We start from the raw sequence: 18,748 nt of genomic DNA on the forward strand, positions 1-18,748 counted from the left end.
AATTATGATTTGAAAAATTATAAAAATTATTTTAAGTTTAATTGGAGTTTTATTATCTTCTGCTGTTGCTGGTTTAATTATATTTATTATAGTAAAAATTGTCTTAAAAATTAATCAAATATTTTAGAAAGGAGAAAAAAATGAAACCTTTTTGACCAAGAAAAGATAAAACAAATATTAATAATAATGAAGAAAAATCTAAATTAATTTTTTTAGAAAATAAAAGTACACACACTTCTATTTTAAGTTATTTTGGTTTTAATGATTTTAATCATGAGACTTATTTTACTGATTTTGTTGCTGAAAATAATGCTAATTTATATAATGCTCCATTGGATATTAATAATGAAACTATTAAACAATATTTAATTAAACAAGAATTTTATAGAAAGAATTGAAATTCTATTTTTAAATTAAGCAAATTAGGAATTAGTGGTTATTTAATTTATATTGCTAATGATGATTTTTATTTTCAAGTAGTAGATATACAGCAAAGAATTTATGATATTACTGGTAAATTAATTCAATGTACTATTTTTTATGATAGTTATCAACAAAATGCACAAACAGTAAGATTATTTGAAGTTTATAAATTAAATAATGAACAAGTAACTATTAATCGTGCAATTTATAGTATTAGTGATAATAAAAAACAATTTCCTTTACCTTTTAAAGAATATAGTAATAATCCTAATTTAGAACAAGAACAAACATTAAATATTAATTATATTCCAATAGCAATTATGAGAAATAAAGCAAATGAGTTAGCAGATTGTAATAAAGTAATGGATAAAATTAAAGCATTAGATGTTATTTATGAACAAATTGTTTTAGATACTATTTTAAATTCACCAAAGTTTATTTTTGACCAAACTTATGGTAATGCTAAATCTACAATGGATGAAGCCGTAAGAACATTAGTTACTAACAACTATATTTGAAAAACTACTGGTGATAATAATGAAAAAAGTGAAAATATTAATATGACAAGTAGTAATTTTAAAGGTAAAAATTTAACTGATATATATGATTGAAATATTAATGAAATATTTAAACGTTGTGGTATTCATATACCAAGTCAAAAGAAATCAGCACAACAATCGGTTCCCGAAAGTACAGCGGTAAATATTTCAACTATTAATTATATTGAACAAAAATTATGACAATTTAATATTGATATTCTTAAATTTATTCAAATATTAGTACGTTTAGATAAAGATTTATTAAATAGTAAAACATTTAATATTAATGATGAACAAGAAATTAATAACTTAACAGTTAAATTAAAATTATTTAATCCAGAAAATAACCAATTAATAGGAGAAAACAATGGAAAACAACAACAAACCACAAACGAAGTTTCCACAGAAACAAACTAAACTTAATCAAGCAGAAATAGAAAATGATTATTTAATTGATAATATTCCTTATGATTTTACTAATATGATGAGTGCTACTAGTGACCCTGATATTAATAGAGCATACGATGAATTTAAAAAAAGAAAAATTTATATTTATGAAATTGAACGTTTATTTAAAAATAATGAAAATAATAGTTTAAGATTTTCAGCAAATACTATTAAAATAGGTTTTATTGATATTGATAAAGTATTAAAAACTACTGCTGTTGAAACATCTGATTTTACTATGCAATTAAATCAAAGAGCAAGTACTAATATTAATGACAATACAATTGAATATAGTATGACTAATATTAAAAATTTAATATTTCAAGAAATAAATTTATTAAATCAATTTAAGTTATATGCAGTTAGTATAAATGAACCATTAACTGAAAATAATATTGATAATTTATATATTATTAATAATTATTCAGAACCTTATCAAAATCCAAAAACTAGAAGTACTAAAAGTATTACTATTATTAAAATTAAAGACTTTAAAACAAGAGATGGTTATCCAATTATTATTAAATTACAAAAACCACTAGATAAAGACACCAAAGTTATTGGTTTAAAAATTAAAGCACCTAGAAGCATGATTTTTGGCAATATAAAGGTACTTGGTGAAGTCGACAATATGGAGGTATACCCAAAGTTATTTGTCAAAGATAAGATAGCATTTCCGCTATTATCAATGCCTATTGAAACTCAACCAAAAGTTAGAATATTACAACAATGATTTAGTGAACAAATATTACCTTGAAATTTAGCAAAACAATTTATAGGACAAGAAAAATCAGTTTTAGATTTAATTGCTATTGGTGGTGGTAGAGAAACAAGAAAAGAAATTATTAATAATGCAAGAGTAACTAATGATAAAATTGGTTATGATGTTTCTAAAAATTCAAAAGTATGACCATTATCTGATGAACTAGAATTAAAAGATAAAAAATTAGAGTCATGATTTTTAGTAAGTGACTATAATTTATTTATTTCTACAACAAATAAATTTCATGATGTTGAACTAGAAATAAAAGATAGACCACCAATTGATAGTTTACAAAAAGTATTATTAGATATGTTAACTTATACATATACTTATAATAGAAACTTTGATGGTGCATCATTAAGTAATGTTTTAAAAGAAATGAATGATTTAGATAAAATTCGTGCTAAGTTTGAAGGACAAAAACCAAATGAAGTTATTACTAATTTATTTAAACAATGAGAATTAGATTATCCTAACTATACAAATTTACCAAAAGTTAAAATATTAAAACAAATAGTTATAATGCTATCAAAAAATATTTATTCAACCATGTCTATTAATAACGGTTTAAATGATGACTATAAATTATTATTACCTTATTATTTTGAATTAAAATCAAATCCTATACATTCTACACCTGATAAGATTTGAGAATTTAAAGATATAAAAGTAGTATTAAAATCTGCATATTTTGATTTTACAGATATCAATAACATTAAACTAAAAAACAATGACATTAGTCAAAATGAATTATTGAAATTAGATGATAATCAATTTAACTGACTATCCATAACTAATGAATTAGAAAGCAATAATATACCATCATTAATTCCGGCAGATTGAACATTAGGTAATGGTGAATATGGAAAATATTTTACAAGATTAATTATTAATAAAAATAAAACCGAAAATGCTTTAAATTTATATGGTTCAAATAAATCACAATTATTTTCTAAATTAGAATTTTATAAAGAAGTTTTACAAATTGACAATAATAGTGAATTTGAATTACAAATTGAAAATCCAATTAATAACTTAAATCGAATTGAAGTTAGCGGACTATTTGGTGCTGGTAATTATGATTTAATTTTAGTAACAAATAAACAAGAAATAAATTTAAATAATATTAATTTATTTGATAAATATAATGAAAATATTTCTTATATAAATTTAGAAATTTAATTATCAAAATATCCATCTGGATAAATACCATCTCATTTTACTGCATCATCAGTTAATTTATTTGATGCTCAGTAAAGAGTAATTTTATGTTTATTACTTACTGGTCTTGCTCAAATAGTTGCCCCCCAGTGTGCTTCATGGTCGTAATCATAAAAATATGTTAATTGATTATTTTTATTATATGAAACTATTCCTAAGATTAAACCGGTAACACCAGTTATTACAGCAAATGATAATGATATTTTTTGAAAATTTGTTTTTATTCATATTTTCATAATAAATATCTCCTTTTTTCCTTGATTTTACTTTTAAATTGTACTATTTTTGATTATTTTTACAAGTATGCTTTTAAAAGCAAAATAACGCCTAAATTAAAGGTGTTTATTTTTTGATACCTATAATATTAATTGTATTGCGCTTATTTATTATATTGCAAATGTGAAGATACTTTTTTTTACAGTAGCATTATTTTTACCCCTAATTACATTTTTATATGGATATAATGCATAAAATAATGCATCATAAGGGTCTTGATACATATTTTTGTCAGGAATGTTAGTTTTGGTTTGGTCATAACGTAATTCTTCTAAACATTGAGTTGTTTTTGGTAAATCATCTTTATTTGCATAAAAGTTTCCATAACTCATAATATTTCTCATTCAAACTACTCTATTAGTTAATCCGGCTTCTTGATTTAAATTTGAAGCATGTTTAATAGCGGTTTGTGTTATTAAAATAGTATTGTGTTCATCAATTAATTTTTGATTTAATCAATCCATTGCTGTTCTTGCTTTATCATCATAAAAATAAATTGCTTGTTCAAAATTTTCAAAATTATCCATTAATCCTAAAATTTCATTAACATAAGCATTAATTTTTTCATTTTCATTTATAAAATCATTTGGAGTAACTACTAATTCACAAATAATATAAGCATCATAATAACCAGTATTATTATATTCTTTAAAACCAACTACCATAAATACAGTATGGTCTTTTGGTCCCGTAGCTCAATCAATACCAACACTATAAAAATCAAATTTATACATTTCTTTTTCTTGATTATAAAATTGTTTTAAATCATATGATTGTCAATATTTTACTGTTTTTTGAAATGGGAAAATTGTTGCATCGCTATCTAAAAATTCAAAACCATAATAAACAGTATTATATTCATCTGGATTACTTTTTTCCATTTCTAATAATGTTCTTTGTTGAATGTCAGGTAATTTATTTCAAAATGGTTGAATAGTAAATCTTAAAACAAATAAACCTAAACCACTAAACATATCTTTATTTTCATAATAAACTTTACCAACTTTTTTAAGATTTTTCATGACTTCATCATTTAATGGTAAAAATGGTGTACAGTATTTTAAATAAAATGGATGATATTTATCATAAGGATTACATGTAAAAGTAATGAAAAAACTTTTATAAAAATAACGAGTAATCTTTTGTCCAAAGGTAGAACTATATATATTTTTATCAATAAATGTTCAACTTCACTCTTTAATAGGTTTATTTGATACTTTAATACGATTACTTCTAAACATAGAGTTTTGTAAACGTTCATATCGATATGTTAATTGTTTTTCAGTTAATGTTTCTTTTTCTTCTGCCATAATAATTTCATCTGTTCTTGAACCTAAAAAACTTGACCCACCTGCTTCTTTTCCAAAAATCTTATTACCATTAGCATAACCAATAAAGTCAATTTGTTGATTACTTGGAAAGATAATACATCCCCCATCCTTAGTAATTTTTCATTTAATGCCATGTGGATTATTAGGTAATAAATTAATATTATATGTATCTAATAAAACTTGACAAACATTCATTAAAGCACCAATTGTAGTTTCACTATGAGTATTTTCATATCTTCTTACTTCTTGAACACTACTATCTCTAAAATTACAACATATAAATAAATCAAATGCTAAACAGTTTCAAGTTTTTCTTGTTCCACGTGCTGTTGGAACAAAACGATAAAAACAATTAGTAGTAAAATATTCTGCTCATTCATCACCAACAAATTCTTTAAAAATATCTCAACTAAAACCATAATTATTATCACTAAAATTAAGATTATATTTTTTATTTAATTGTCCATAACTACTAATAAAAGCCATATTTACTCCTTATTTTTAAAAAAAAATTAAACTTAAATTATTAACAAACAAAAATTAGAAAGGAACATTAAAAATGTTTATATTACCATTCGCAAATCATTTTGATTGAGACAAACATGATTTTAATCAAGATGAATTAAGTTTAAAACAAACAGAAGAATTATTTGCAAAAATAGATGATTATTTATGAAGTATATGTGATAAATCTGAATATAAATCATATAGATTTAGACAACGAAAATTAAAAGCAAAAAAAGGTTTATTAACTTATAAGCGACGTATTTGTACACATTATAACACAAAAACACAAAAAATGGAGTACGTATCATTATTAGATAATTATCTTGGTGTTAAAAAATATAGTAAACTTGCACCTAACGTTATTAAACAAATTTTAAAATATTTTGCTGATGGTAAAAAGTATCGTGATGTTTGTGATACTTTTATTGAAGATTTAATAAGTAATAGTACAGTTTGTAGAACATATCAAAAATTTGAATTACCAAAAGCAAATATTCCCAAAATACCATTACAACCAAATCAAAATTTATATGTAAATATTGATGATGGTCATCGAAAATTTAAGTTTAATGAAAAACACAATACTAAAAATTGTAAAAAATGTTCGATGAGATTAATAGTAATGTGTACTGGTAAAAAGAAAAATGGAAAATTAATTAATAAAAGAGCTGTATGTAAAATAAGAGTTTCAAAAACAGAAATTGGTGCTGAAAAAACCGCAAAATTAATAGAAAAATATGGTAATTTATTTTTTGAAAACTTTGACCAAGCAAATTTAATAGTTTGTGGAGATAGTGCAAAATGAATTAGAAAAACTGCTACAATTTTAAATGCTAAATTTATTTTAGATAAATTTCATGCTTTTCATGTTTTATTTCTTGGTATAATGGCAGGAAGAAGAAAAAATCAAATTGCTAAATTACACTATCAAAATGCAATAAATTTATTTGCCAAAGGTCAATATTATGAATTAATTGATTTTTTACAATCATTAACTTTACAATATAAAAAATTAAAAGTTGGTTATTTTATTAATGCAAAAGATGGTGTATTAAACCAAGCATTAGTTGAAAATATTGGTTGCTTTACTGAAACTAATATTAAACAAATTTTAAAGCATATGATTGGTGATAGAACTTATAACATTGATATGTATACAAAAATGGTTAATTTTAAATGTTATCAAATAAATACAATTATCCAGTTATTATAAATTAAAACTTAAATTTGCTGAATTATACTTGTAAGTGCAAGTAAATAAAATTGCAAAAAATTCTCATATAAAAATTTCATAATGCTAAATTTAGTTTAGAAAAAAGTAAGGAGTTTTTATATGAGTTATAAACATCTTGGCATAGATGAAAGGATTTATATTGAGAATCAATTGAAATTTAAATTTAAAATTAGTGAAATAGCTAAAAATCTTAATCGAAGTATTAGTACTATTATTCGAGAAATTAATAGAAATAAAGATAATAATCATGATTTTTCATTAATTGCACAAAATAAAGCTGAAAATCGAAAACAATCACATATTAGTTTTCATAAGTTTAAAAATAAGAATTTAGTAAAATATGTACAACAAAAATTACTATTAGGTTGATCATCTGAACAAATTTATGGCAGAATTAAAAATTTTCATAAAGAGTGAGTTATTAGTTTTAAAACAATTTATACTTGAATTTATTTTGGAATGCTTGATAAAGTTACTAGTAAAAATTTAAGAAGAAAAGGTAAAAAACGAAAATCTAAAGAAAATCGTGGCAAGTTTAATGGTAAATCAATTAAAGAACGAGATATAAATGTTAATGATCGTATAACACTTGGTCATTGAGAAGGAGATACTATAGTATCATCACGAGGTAAAAGCAAATCATGTTTAATAACTTTAGTTGAAAGAGTATCACGATTTACTTTAGCAATATTAGTTAAAAACAGAACTACTAAAGTTATTAATAAAAATGTCAGTTATTATTTATCAATTCTTCCTAAAAACATTGTTAAAACTATTACTTTTGATCGTGGCAAAGAATTTTCAAATTGACAACAACTTGAAAAAAATTTAGATGTAAAAATTTATTTTGCCAATCCATATTCACCTTGACAAAGAGGTACTAATGAAAATACTAATGGTTTAATTAGAGAAAAATTTCCTAAAAAATTTATTTTTTCAAAAACTAATAAAAATGAAGTTCATAAATTTATATTGTCTTTAAATCAAAGACCGAGAAAAATACTAAATTATCTTTCACCAATCGAATATTTGGATAGAAAAATAATTTAGTTGCACTTACCTTTACAATTTAGCAAATAAATAAAAATAAAATAAAACTTATTAAAGAAAACTTTAATAAGAATTTTTGAGTTATAAAAGTAAGTATTATTGTTGACTAATATTTTTGAAGTGTTAAGATTAACTTACAATTGCATATTGAAGTCTAAATTATTCTCGTCTAAACTTATAATTTAAAGACAAATTTGAATATTATTGACAACATCGGTACGCTCCCAAAAAATTGTTTGCTTTATCAATATCTTTAATTTTAAATTTAGGAGTTAACTGTGGACTTAACTTTATTAATTCATTTTGTAATAATAAATAATTTTTTAATTCTTGTACTTCTAATTTTGCAAAATTATTTTTATATTGTCTTTCAGCAACAAAACCTAAATTTTGTATTATTGTTTCGCGATTTGGAGCATGGTTATAATTAAATAAATAACGTTTATTTCCAATAATTTTATCTGTTAAAATTTCTTTTCCACTTACATTTATATCTCGTTCTTTAATTGATTTACCATTAAACTTGCCACGATTTTCTTTAGATTTTCGTTTTTTACCTTTTCTTCTTAAATTTTTACTAGTAACTTTATCAAGCATTCCAAAATAAATTCAAGTATAAATTGTTTTAAAACTAATAACTCACTCTTTATGAAAATTTTTAATTCTGCCATAAATTTGTTCAGGTGATCAACCTAATAGTAATTTTTGTTGTACATATTTTACTAAATTCTTATTTTTAAACTTATGAAAACTAATATGTGATTGTTTTCGATTTTCAGCTTTATTTTGTGCAATTAATGAAAAATAATGATTATTCTCTTTATTTCTATTAATTTCTCGAATAATAGTACTAATACTTCGATTAAGATTTTTAGCTATTTCACTAATTTTAAATTTAAATTTCAATTGATTCTCAATATAAATCCTTTCATCTATGCCAAGATGTTTATAACTCATATAAAAACTCCTTACTTTTTTCTAAACTAAATTTAGCATTATGAAATTTTTATATGAGAATTTTTTGCAATTTTATTTACTTGCACTTACAAGTATAATTCAGCATTAATTAAAGTACTAATTTTTAAATTTCTATTCATCAATTCAAGTAATTTTTGTCTTCTTTCATTCATATTTTTGCCTCTTTCTATATTTTTGATAGTCTAATCTCAAATTTCTTAATAATTATAATTTGTGTACAAATACTAAAATTTCTATAATAACTACTTATATCTATTTTTTAGAATTAATATCTATTTAATTTAAAATTTTTCTATAAACTTTTTTAAAAGTTTTACACACTTTAATTATAACACTTTATAGAAATTGATAAAATTATAATAAATATTTCATTTTTTTATAAAACTATATTTTTATTTATTATTTTTTAAAAAATAATAAATAAAAACTGATAAAATCAAATTATAAAGTTATTTTAGATATTTCGGAGGCAAAAATAATGGCAAATAAAATATTAGTAATTCGTTCTTCTATGATTAAAAAAGAACTATCTTATTCTGAAAGTTTAGTATCTCGTTTTGTTAAATATTATCGTGAATTTCATCCAGAAGATTCAATAATTGAATTAGATTTAAATCAAATACCAATGGCAAGTATTACTATTACGCAAAAAAACTTTACTTCATATTTTAATGAAAAAGATTCTGATTATTATATTAATCAACTAAAAAATGTTAATAAAGTTATATATACAACACCAATGACAAATTTTAATGTTACTAGCATGACAAAAAATTATTTAGATCACATCTTAGTTGCTGGTAAAACTTTTGATTATAAATATACCAAACAAGGTGAAGCTAGAGGATTATTACCACATTTAAAAGTTCAAATTTTGGCGACACAAGGAGCACCATATGGCTGATATTTATGAGGTAATCATGCAACTTATTTAAAAGGGACATGAGAATTTGTAGGTGCTAAAGTAGTAGAACCAATTCTTATTTGTGGTACTAAGGTTCAAGAACTTCATCAAAATGATGCTAATTTACTTATTGGTTCTAAAATATTAGCAAAAGGTGGAGATTTGTCAGCATTAGGGCCAGAAAAAACGATGGATAAATTTGAACAGTATATTAAAGAAGCAGCAAAAAAGTTTTAACTTTAAAAAATATAATTTTTGTGAATTTGTCTTCAAAAAGTAGTAAAGTAAAATTGACTTCTTAAATAAAGTCAAAATAAAATAGAAGGATGGAAAAATGAAAAAAATATTAACAGCATTAAGTGTTTTAACATTTGCATCAACTATAGGAAGTTTAACTGTAACTGTCTTAAACACAAGTTCACAAAAAAATGATGTTTTAAATAATAAAACTCAACAAGACACTATTTACATTGATGAAAATGGCAAAAAAGTAATAACTAATAAGAATAATCTATCAGATATAAAAACTACCAAAATTACTCAAATTGGATTTTATAAAAATGATCAGGAGAAATTCAAGTTGTTAATATGCCAAGAACAATTAAAGAAGTTCCAGAACAATTACCACCAGAAATAACTTCTTTGAGTTATATGTTTACTCATAGAACATCATTTAATCAAGATTTATCAAAATGAAATGTATCTAATGTAACAAATATTAGTTGAATGTTTTCCGCTGCAAATGCATTTAATCAAAATTTATCATCTTGAGATACTTCAAATGTAACAAATATGAGTTATATGTTTGCTGATGCGACATCATTTAATCAAGATTTGTCAAAATGAAATGTATCTAATGTAACAAATATGAACAATATGTTTAGTAATGCATGAGTATTTAATCAAGATTTATCAAAGTGAAATACATCAAACGTAATAGATATGAGTTGAATGTTTTGCAGTACTTTAAAGTTTAACGGTAATATTTCAACTTGGGATACTTCAAAAGTAAAAAATATGAGTTGAATGTTTTCCGCTGCAAATGCATTTAATCAAAATATATCAACTTGAGATACTTCAAAAGTAAAAAATATGGGTTGAATGTTTTCATGCGCTTTTTATTTAATGGAGATATTTCATCTTGAGATACTTCAAATGTTACGAATATGAATTTAATGTTTGCTCATGCTTTAAAATTTAATCAAAATTTATCAAAGTGAAATGTATCAAATGTTATGAAATACGAAAGTTTTTCTTTTGATTCAGGACTTCATAACTCAAAAAAATTACCAAAGTTTAAAAAAAATTTTTAATAATTTAAATTAATTTAAGATTTTTATAGTTTTTTATCCTAAATCTTCGTCCTTTATTAGAATTTCACGATTAGGATTTTGTTCAATTATTAATTGTTTGTAAATTGTATCACGATATTTTACACAACCATCAATAACATTATCTAAAGGATTTAGAGCAGTCCGCACTTCAAAAAGATCTCCTTCATATTTTTGACGCATTGGTTTTGTACCTTTTTCAGTTTTAACTTCAATATAATATTCTTTAGCTAATTCTTCTTGAATAAATTTATCAACTTTTTTAATATAAGCTCCACCACCACAAATTGTGATTCCCTTACCTTTTTTCTTTAAATCACTAATACTTCCAGCAGCCTTGTCACCAGCAGTTCTTAGTACTCTGCGAATGGCTGGAATAATATGTTCTTTGAATTGAACTTGCATAACATTTTCACGAATTTCTTCTGGTGTAATTTCAATAGTTTTAGAAATTGACATTGTTTCTCCTGGTTGAGAATTTAATCTAGGTAATGAAAAACCCGAAATTGTGTATGGTTTTTCATCTTGATATTTCATAAGTGAGCCAATATTTTTAATAACATCTTCAGCTTCTTTTATTCCAACTTTTAAGGCATGTTTTTTTATAATATATTCTTGAACTTTTTGTATTAAATAGTCACCAGCACAATGTGTTGTATATGAATATAATATTGAATTATTACTAATAATAGCAACATCAGTACTGCCACCACCAATATCAATACACATAATTGCACTTCCAAAAATATCTTGCCCTGAACCTAAGGCTGCCATTTTTACTTCTTCTTGTACAAATACACGGAGTGCTCCTAAACGATATACAATATTTTCTAAAGCTTCTTTTTGTACTGAATTAATTTCACTTGGTGTTGCCATCAACACAATCAAATTACGATTTTTATCTAATTTTTCATGTTTTTTTATAGAATTGTTATTAATTTCTTTTAAATTTTTAATTTCAAGTCTGAAATCTTGAAAAATTTTAGTAAGAATACGTTGTAAAGCATCTGGATCAGCAATATTACCATCACGAACTGGACGTTTAATAATAACGTTTTCATTTGTTTTGTCAGTTAAAGCCTTAGCCTCTTCACCGTAAAGAATTCTATTTTTTTCATAGTCTTCAGCTAAATAGGTTGGAGCATCATATCTAAGACCTATATTAATATGTCTAGCTTTAAAGTTTTCTGTTCCGATATCTAAAGCTAATCATTGATAATCAGTTATTGATTTAAGTTTGTTATTTTTCTGATTTAAATTTTCTTTTCTTGTTTTAAACATTTCTCTAATTTTCCCTTTCTTTAAATACTTAAATTTTATCTAAATTAATTTTACATTATTTTATAAATAAGTTATTTATATTAATTTATAAGGAAATATGGGATTAATGTTGATAATTTTTATTTATTATATTTTGTTAAAAAACAGCAAAAACTTTGAAGTATGTAATATATCTAATTTTATAAATATTAAATTTAATTGAATAAATAGTTAAAAATATATTTTAATTATCTGAAAAAATCTCTGGTTTTTATTAAAAAAAGGAGATAAAATAATCATTGGAAAGGAAGGTAAAATTGAAAATAACTAATGATTTATTAAACAACTCACATATTATTTTTGAATCTAATATTAAAAATCAAATAGAAGCACTAACTAAAATTACTGATTTGGCATTTTCATTAGGTTATATTACTAATCGTGATGAATTACTAAAAGCATTTCTTGCTCGTGAACAAGAATCATCAACAGGTTTTGAAGGTGGAATTGCAATTCCACACGCTAGAATTAAATCAATTAAAAAACCTGCAATTCTAATATTATGTAATAATAATGGTGTTGACTGAAAAGCAATAGATGGACAATTAACAACTTTTATTATTGCTTTAATAATTCCTGAAACACAAGCAGAAAATTTACATTTAGATATTTTAAGTACACTTGCAATTCAACTTGTAAATGAAGATTTTCGTAAAAAATTAAAAAATGCAAAAAATTCACAAGAAATAATATCGCTTATTAATGATGAAACAGTTAAAAATAGTACTAAAAAAGAAATAAAAACAATGAAAAATAAGGAAACAAAAAAAATTATTGGAGTTTCTTCTTGTACAACTGGAGTAGTTCATACTTACATGTGTAAAGAATTATTAGAAACCGCAGGAAAAGAACTAGGCTATCAAGTACATATTGAATGTCAAGGTCAAAAAGGACCAGAATATGTACTAACAGAACAAGAAATTAAAGAAGCGGATGTCGTTATTTTAGCAACAGATGTTGCAAGTGACTTAGAACGTTTTATTGGTAAAAAAACATATACTTGTGGTACAAAACCAGTAGTTAAAGATTCTAAACAAACTATTAAAGAAAGTTTAACAAAAGCAAAAATATACGCTGAACCTAATGGTAATAGTGGTGATTTCATTTTAAATGCTTCGAAAGGTAAACCAGCAATTTTAAAACATTTATTAAGTGGAGTATCATATATGATACCATTTGTTGTTTTTGCTGGTTTAATTTTTGCTATTGTTGGTGGTATCGCAAAAGGTACTTTTGGTAATGGATTTGAATTTAAAAATTCATGAGAAGAACAACTTGTTTGATTAAAAACAAATCCACCAGGAGTTAATTCTGGATTAATTGGTGGTACAACGCTAATGCATGTATTAATGATTATTACATTTTTATTAGTATCACCTGGTACGGGAATGTGATTTGGATGAGGAGTATTTAATCTTACTGCTAGTTCTAAAATTGATGCAAGTCAACCTTTTCAGGGTAACGCTAATGTTCATGAACATTATTTGGTGCTCTTTATGGAGGACTAATGGTTGGTTATTTAGTTAGATTTGTAAATTCATGAAAAGTACCAAAATGATTATTACCAATTATGCCAATTATTATTATTCCTGTTTTTTGTACAGCAATTATTGCAATTCCAACCGCTTTCTTTTTAGCAGCACCGTTTGGATATGTAATGGGTGCATTGGATTATGGTTTAAGTTGAATGGGGTTACATCCAAATATAGGGTTTTAGTTGGATTATTATTAGGAGCAATGGTTGGATTTGATATGGGTGGTCCAATTAATAAAACAGCTGTTCTTGTTGCAACATCGTTAATGGTACAAGATGGTGGTCGATTAATGGGACCAGTAGCAGCAGCGATTCCGATTGCACCATTGGGTTGTGCATTAACATCAACAGTATTTAGTCGTAAATTATTTACAAAACAAGAACAATCATTAGGGTGAAATGCCTGATTATTAGGGTTTATGGGAATTTCTGAATCTGCTATTCCATTTGCAGTGAGAGATACATGAAGAACAATAGTTGCTAATGTTATTGGTAGTGCTGTTGCGGGTGCTTTAGCATTTGGTTTTGGTGTACTTGGTCATGTTGGGGCTTGAGGTTCTTTTATTATTGCTTTATTTGGTGGTGTTACTAATATTGATGGTAGTTATATTGGTATTTTATGATATTCAGTAGCTATTATTATTGGTACGGTAGTACAATCTATTATTTATACTTCACTTTTATTGCAAAAGCAACGATTATATAGATCTTCAATTTTAACGTTATTAAATAAAATTGGAATTAAAACTAAAAATAAAAAAAGAAAATAATATTAATATATGAATAATAAAAAAAATTGATGATTTGAAAATCAATATAGTCGAAGTTCAATAACTATTGATGATAAAAAAATAACTATTTATCATAAAGGATTAACAACTTTTAGTTTCAAAAAACAAACTAAAAATATTATTATGATTAATAATATTAATTATTTAGTTCTTAGAAAGCCAACTTTTTGACAGTGTGGGTACCTTTATTTTGTTTTAAAAAATGAAATTGAAAAAACTAATAATCAAGAAATTTTATTATCTAATTTATGTATAGCCTTCAAACGAAAAAATGAATTTAAAGAAGCAGAAGAAATTAAGAGTATTATTGATAATTTAACTATTTAAACTAAAAAAAGCTTTTAATTGACACATTAAAAAAAATAAATTACAATTCTAATTATAATTTAATAGATGTCCAATCCTAATATAGAGAAATATCTATATTAGGATTTTTATTAAATTAAAATATTTGAAAGGAAGATTAAAAGATATGCCTAAAAATATACAAAATATACAAATGACAGAAAAAGAATATAAAAATTTTAAAAATTATAAAAAACAAAAAGCAATTCAAGAAGAAATGATATTAAAAACAAAAAGTACAGCAAAAAAAGCGGGGAAAATTGCTATTAATCATGCGCCAACAATAGGTGGTACGTTGGGGTTTTTAGCGGGTGGATTTGGTGCAGGACTTACTGATAATAATTATAATACTATTTTTGATATACCTGTTGCAATTTCTTCAGGTGTTGGTGGTGCAATAATTGGATCTGTTGTAAAACAAAATTACAAAGCTAATATTGCTGAAAAAAAAGCAAAACGACAAGAAAAATTACAATACATGCTATTAGAAAATATAAATAATTCATCAGATTCAGAATCCGAAGAAGAATCAGAACAATAATTTGAACAAAACAAAGAAAATAGTTTGTATACTGATTTTGAAAAAAAATAACATTAAAAGAAGAAGCAATAAAAAAGAGAGAACTTTTATTACGAAACATGAAATTAGATGCAAAATTTCAAAAGCAAGAACCACAATTAAAAGAATTGAGTATTCAAAATAATTCAGTCGATGATATTCTTACAAAAGAATTAGCAAACACATTATCTACTGTTCCTATGACTTTTGCTACTTTAAATAAGGGTAATCCTATTTCTCAAGATGTAATAAATGCTGCTAATTTAATGTCTATAAGTCCATCTTCAAAACCTGTTGCTGATAAACAAGAAAACCCAAAACCTCTTATTTCTATGTAATATCATATACATTAATGAAACAAATAATAAAATCAGATATAGTTTAAAGGAGGATTACTTATGCATTTTGATCCTATCGAAGACTTGTTTAATGATTTAGGTTCACAGTTTCAGTCTTTTGGAAATGATACTGAAACTTTATTTAATAATTTTGGTGATAATATAAGTTCAGAATTTGAAGTATTTACAAAAGATTTAAATACTAATTTTCAATCTTTTAGCAATGATGCAAGTAATGTCTTTAATGATCTAGGTAAGGAGTTTCAATCTCTGGGTAATGAGATTAGTGAAGGTTTTCAAATTGTTAGTAATGATGTAGAATTTTTTTTAATGATCTAGGTAAGGAGTTTCAATCTCTGAGTAATGAAATTAGTGAAGGTTTTCAAACATTTGTTCATAATTTTGAAACTGCCTTTAAAGATTTTGGTAATAATATAAAAACTGTTGGGAGCGTACCGAAGATGTCGATAAATAAAAATTTTTAAAAATAACTCCTTTCTTTTTTAAACTATTAAATTAAAAAATAAATGACAAAAGACGAGAATAAAATTCTTGTCTTTTTTTGTAATTGTAAAATTTTAAAATTTTTAATAACCGTCTTTAGCACTATTATCAACACGTGTTAGGGAAATAAAAAAGTGAACTACAACATAGTTGTTAAAAATAGTAGCTAGCATGTGGACTTGCATGGATAAATAAAAAGTGGAGTGATACCTAATAAAATATACTAACCAGAAATGGTAATTCTTGGGGTGGGAGCGAATTGGAAACTAGTATATATAGACCCGGAGTGGGGACCAACTATTATTCTTTATTTAACCAACCTTGCCACTACCAAGTGAGCAAGTGTTGGTTTTATTTTTTATTTTTTTTTGAAAAATTTTTGGGCGAGAAAATAAATTTCAAACTTGTAAAAAAAATTGAGCGGGACCGGTTCAATTAAAATATTAATTTGCTAAACGCAAATTAAATAAATATTGAATCGAATGCCTCAATGTTTTTTAAAATTTCACAATTTATTTTTGAGCCCAGAATTGCTGGAATGAATAAAACAAATAGTAGTATTATTAATAATCTAAGAATAAAAATATATGTTCTTTATGCTAGAAGCAACAGAACATATTAGGAAAGGATTATTATGCAAATAGAATTTAAAAAAGAACAAATTGTTAAAGATAAACCACAATCTATTCTTATTGATTATGTTGAATATAAATTATCTCTTCCAAAATGAATGATTAAAAATAATTCTTTTATTGTTGATAACAGTTGCACATATTGATTTTTTAATTTAGAAAATATTAAAAAAGAATTAAGTGGTAATGAATTAATAAAGTTATTAGAACCATATATTAAAGACCAAAAAATAACTGTTAATAAACCAACTGCTCCAAAATAATATTATCTTAATGATATAAAACTTGAACAATTAACATTTTATGAACAGCATAATAGTTGATTTATGGGTGAAATAACAGATAACAAAACTAAAATTACTAATCCTTGTTTTAAATATAACATTACGTGAGAAGAAAACAGAAAAGGTTTTAAAATAAATAATCCATATAAACATGATGATTTACCAATTAATTATATAGTTACTTCTTATAAGGAAATTTCAACTCATAATGAAAAAGTATTTTTGTTGAACATGTAAACAAAATAAATTAGATTATTTATTCTTTAATACTAATGATATAAAAACAAGAAAATATTTTTTAAGAGATAAAAATAGTAAAGCAATTTGTTATGACTGTATTTTAAATATTAGGTTAAGTAGGAGGTATAAATATGAATAAAGAAAAAATACTTGAATATCTTAAAGATGAATGAGAATGAAATAAAGAAATGAGAGACGATGAAAAAGTAACTAAACTTTGAAAAAGTTGTTTTAATGGAAGATTAAATCTTATATCTCAATTAAATCAAAAAATTAAAAATGGTGAATTTGATTAATAATGCAATATGACTTAATTATTGGGATTGACCCCGCTGGTATTGGTAATAATGGAATTGTTATATATTCAAATGAAACAAATAGGATTATTTATACAGAAACATTCAACACAACACATGTTTTTGAAAGTAAAAATCGTTATAAAAGAATATTATCAATAATCAAAGAACAATTTTTTGAAAACAAAATATTAGTTATTGTAGAAAATTTCTTTTTAAGTTCAAAACAATTATTAACTAATCCATTAGCAACTCCTAAAATTATTGGTTCATTAATGGTATTAGTACAAGATGTTTTCAACTGAGATTATCTAGAAAACCAACCAAAAAATAAAAATAAAATAACAAATTATAAAGGAAATATAAAATTAACAAAACATGAACAAGATGCATATAAACACATTCAATACTATTTAAGGAATTATAAAAATGAAAGATAAAGCCAATTATGTCAAATTAACAGTAAAACTAAGTAACACTATTGAAGCAAAATATTACGAAAAAGGTAATAAAGAATTATATTATAGTGTTCGTGGTCAATGAAATGGTTTAAACTATGTTACTTTAATTTTTAATAATCCAAAATTTTATAACCGATGTATTTTATTAAACAAAAACGATGAAATTATTGTCACTGGTCAAATTTTTAATACTTTAAACATTCCTAAAATCGTGTATTTTGTTCAATTAATGTTAAATGATTTAAAAAATGAAAAGAGTAAAAAATGATATGATGAGAAATTTTATTAATAGCACCAATATTAATAACAAGTATAACACTAATAATATTTTTAATATTTATTATTAAAGAATTAAAAAATGAATATAAAGTATTAAAAATATTAAGTGAAATTGCTAATCAAATTGAAAATAAGGAGAATAAATAATGAAATGTTTTCTT

Annotated in this window: 26 protein-coding genes; 22 read left to right on the plus strand and 4 right to left on the minus strand. The window is 23.7% G+C overall.

Annotation, left to right across the window (positions count from 1 at the left end):
* Positions 1-4 precede the first annotated feature (4 nt).
* Genes AAHM79_RS03550 through AAHM79_RS03560 form a run of 3 tightly spaced genes read left to right on the plus strand, consistent with a single transcriptional unit; the run spans position 5 to position 3,354 of the window.
* Positions 5-127 carry a hypothetical protein gene (locus AAHM79_RS03550; protein WP_338957828.1) on the plus strand — a complete coding sequence of 41 codons (123 nt, stop codon included), beginning with the start codon at positions 5-7 and terminating at the stop codon, positions 125-127.
* A gap of 13 nt (positions 128-140) precedes the next feature.
* Positions 141-1,379: a hypothetical protein gene (locus tag AAHM79_RS03555; RefSeq protein WP_342257210.1), complete on the plus strand. Its 1,239-nt coding sequence runs from the start codon at positions 141-143 to the stop codon at positions 1,377-1,379.
* Positions 1,330-3,354, plus strand: a complete 2,025-nt coding sequence (locus tag AAHM79_RS03560; protein WP_342257322.1) for a hypothetical protein — start codon at positions 1,330-1,332, stop codon at positions 3,352-3,354. Before AAHM79_RS03555 ends, AAHM79_RS03560 begins: the two co-directional genes overlap by 50 nt.
* Here the strand turns inward: AAHM79_RS03560 and AAHM79_RS03565 are convergent.
* Positions 3,351-3,629 (minus strand): hypothetical protein, encoded by a 279-nt coding sequence (locus AAHM79_RS03565; protein WP_342257212.1) that lies wholly within the window; start codon positions 3,627-3,629, stop codon positions 3,351-3,353. The two genes, AAHM79_RS03560 and AAHM79_RS03565, sit on opposite strands and share 4 nt — an antisense overlap.
* 150 nt (positions 3,630-3,779) lie before the next feature.
* On the minus strand, positions 3,780-5,486 hold the full coding sequence (locus AAHM79_RS03570) for a hypothetical protein (RefSeq protein ID WP_338958622.1): 1,707 nt from the start codon (positions 5,484-5,486) through the stop codon (positions 3,780-3,782).
* Positions 5,487-5,559: 73 nt separating this feature from the next.
* Here AAHM79_RS03570 and AAHM79_RS03575 point away from each other — a divergent pair, with 73 nt between their 5' ends.
* Positions 5,560-6,720 carry an Mbov_0401 family ICE element transposase-like protein gene (locus AAHM79_RS03575; RefSeq protein WP_338957526.1) on the plus strand — a complete coding sequence of 387 codons (1,161 nt, stop codon included), beginning with the start codon at positions 5,560-5,562 and terminating at the stop codon, positions 6,718-6,720.
* 120 nt (positions 6,721-6,840) lie between these two features.
* Positions 6,841-7,791, plus strand: coding sequence for an IS30 family transposase (locus AAHM79_RS03580; RefSeq protein ID WP_342257214.1), 951 nt, complete (start codon positions 6,841-6,843; stop codon positions 7,789-7,791).
* A gap of 201 nt (positions 7,792-7,992) precedes the next feature.
* Here the strand turns inward: AAHM79_RS03580 and AAHM79_RS03585 are convergent, their stop codons facing one another.
* Positions 7,993-8,748 carry an IS30 family transposase gene (locus AAHM79_RS03585; RefSeq protein ID WP_342258139.1) on the minus strand — a complete coding sequence of 252 codons (756 nt, stop codon included), beginning with the start codon at positions 8,746-8,748 and terminating at the stop codon, positions 7,993-7,995.
* Positions 8,749-9,247: 499 nt separating this feature from the next.
* Here AAHM79_RS03585 and AAHM79_RS03590 point away from each other — a divergent pair, with 499 nt between their 5' ends.
* The 3 genes from AAHM79_RS03590 (at position 9,248) to AAHM79_RS03600 (ending at position 10,849) form a co-directional block, all read left to right on the plus strand.
* The gene (locus tag AAHM79_RS03590) at positions 9,248-9,910 is read left to right on the plus strand and encodes an FMN-dependent NADH-azoreductase (protein WP_342258140.1); all 663 of its coding nucleotides are present in this window, start codon (positions 9,248-9,250) and stop codon (positions 9,908-9,910) included.
* 97 nt (positions 9,911-10,007) lie between these two features.
* Positions 10,008-10,310: a hypothetical protein gene (locus AAHM79_RS03595; RefSeq protein ID WP_342258141.1), complete on the plus strand. Its 303-nt coding sequence runs from the start codon at positions 10,008-10,010 to the stop codon at positions 10,308-10,310.
* Positions 10,262-10,849: a BspA family leucine-rich repeat surface protein gene (locus AAHM79_RS03600; protein ID WP_342258142.1), complete on the plus strand. Its 588-nt coding sequence runs from the start codon at positions 10,262-10,264 to the stop codon at positions 10,847-10,849. Before AAHM79_RS03595 ends, AAHM79_RS03600 begins: the two co-directional genes overlap by 49 nt.
* A gap of 170 nt (positions 10,850-11,019) precedes the next feature.
* Here AAHM79_RS03600 and AAHM79_RS03605 read toward each other — a convergent pair whose 3' ends face one another.
* Positions 11,020-12,285, minus strand: a complete 1,266-nt coding sequence (locus tag AAHM79_RS03605; protein ID WP_342258143.1) for a rod shape-determining protein — start codon at positions 12,283-12,285, stop codon at positions 11,020-11,022.
* A gap of 296 nt (positions 12,286-12,581) precedes the next feature.
* Between AAHM79_RS03605 and AAHM79_RS03610 the strand changes: the two genes are divergently transcribed.
* From AAHM79_RS03610 to AAHM79_RS03675, 14 genes are all read left to right on the plus strand, one after another.
* Positions 12,582-13,832, plus strand: a complete 1,251-nt coding sequence (locus tag AAHM79_RS03610; RefSeq protein WP_342258144.1) for a fructose PTS transporter subunit IIA — start codon at positions 12,582-12,584, stop codon at positions 13,830-13,832.
* Positions 13,832-14,041: a hypothetical protein gene (locus AAHM79_RS03615; RefSeq protein WP_342258145.1), complete on the plus strand. Its 210-nt coding sequence runs from the start codon at positions 13,832-13,834 to the stop codon at positions 14,039-14,041. Before AAHM79_RS03610 ends, AAHM79_RS03615 begins: the two co-directional genes overlap by 1 nt.
* 20 nt (positions 14,042-14,061) lie before the next feature.
* Positions 14,062-14,628, plus strand: coding sequence for a hypothetical protein (locus AAHM79_RS03620; protein WP_342258146.1), 567 nt, complete (start codon positions 14,062-14,064; stop codon positions 14,626-14,628).
* A gap of 9 nt (positions 14,629-14,637) precedes the next feature.
* The gene (locus AAHM79_RS03625) at positions 14,638-14,976 is read left to right on the plus strand and encodes a hypothetical protein (RefSeq protein ID WP_342258147.1); all 339 of its coding nucleotides are present in this window, start codon (positions 14,638-14,640) and stop codon (positions 14,974-14,976) included.
* Between the two features lie 145 nt (positions 14,977-15,121).
* The gene (locus AAHM79_RS03630; protein WP_342258148.1) at positions 15,122-15,535 is read left to right on the plus strand and encodes a hypothetical protein; all 414 of its coding nucleotides are present in this window, start codon (positions 15,122-15,124) and stop codon (positions 15,533-15,535) included.
* 98 nt (positions 15,536-15,633) lie between these two features.
* Positions 15,634-15,891, plus strand: a complete 258-nt coding sequence (locus AAHM79_RS03635; RefSeq protein WP_342258149.1) for a hypothetical protein — start codon at positions 15,634-15,636, stop codon at positions 15,889-15,891.
* A gap of 60 nt (positions 15,892-15,951) precedes the next feature.
* Positions 15,952-16,230 carry a hypothetical protein gene (locus tag AAHM79_RS03640; RefSeq protein ID WP_342258150.1) on the plus strand — a complete coding sequence of 93 codons (279 nt, stop codon included), beginning with the start codon at positions 15,952-15,954 and terminating at the stop codon, positions 16,228-16,230.
* A gap of 655 nt (positions 16,231-16,885) precedes the next feature.
* Entirely contained in the window at positions 16,886-17,017 is a 132-nt protein-coding gene (locus AAHM79_RS03645; protein ID WP_338958910.1) for a hypothetical protein, read from the plus strand.
* Positions 17,018-17,029: 12 nt separating this feature from the next.
* A complete protein-coding gene (locus tag AAHM79_RS03650) occupies positions 17,030-17,290 on the plus strand; it encodes a hypothetical protein (protein WP_342258151.1) in 261 nt (86 codons plus the stop codon).
* Positions 17,291-17,353: 63 nt separating this feature from the next.
* Positions 17,354-17,548, plus strand: a complete 195-nt coding sequence (locus tag AAHM79_RS03655; protein WP_342257314.1) for a hypothetical protein — start codon at positions 17,354-17,356, stop codon at positions 17,546-17,548.
* A gap of 134 nt (positions 17,549-17,682) precedes the next feature.
* On the plus strand, positions 17,683-17,847 hold the full coding sequence (locus AAHM79_RS03660) for a hypothetical protein (RefSeq protein WP_338957566.1): 165 nt from the start codon (positions 17,683-17,685) through the stop codon (positions 17,845-17,847).
* 2 nt (positions 17,848-17,849) lie between these two features.
* On the plus strand, positions 17,850-18,287 hold the full coding sequence (locus tag AAHM79_RS03665) for a hypothetical protein (protein WP_338957565.1): 438 nt from the start codon (positions 17,850-17,852) through the stop codon (positions 18,285-18,287).
* A complete protein-coding gene (locus tag AAHM79_RS03670; RefSeq protein WP_342257315.1) occupies positions 18,277-18,597 on the plus strand; it encodes a hypothetical protein in 321 nt (106 codons plus the stop codon). The genes AAHM79_RS03665 and AAHM79_RS03670 overlap by 11 nt, the downstream gene beginning before the upstream one ends.
* Positions 18,573-18,734: a hypothetical protein gene (locus AAHM79_RS03675; RefSeq protein ID WP_338957563.1), complete on the plus strand. Its 162-nt coding sequence runs from the start codon at positions 18,573-18,575 to the stop codon at positions 18,732-18,734. Before AAHM79_RS03670 ends, AAHM79_RS03675 begins: the two co-directional genes overlap by 25 nt.
* Positions 18,735-18,748: the final 14 nt, after the last annotated feature.

This window comes from Spiroplasma endosymbiont of Nomada ruficornis, assembly GCF_964030795.1.
GTDB classification, from domain to species: Bacteria; Bacillota_I; Bacilli_A; order Mycoplasmatales; family VBWQ01; genus Spiroplasma_E; species Spiroplasma_E ixodetis_A.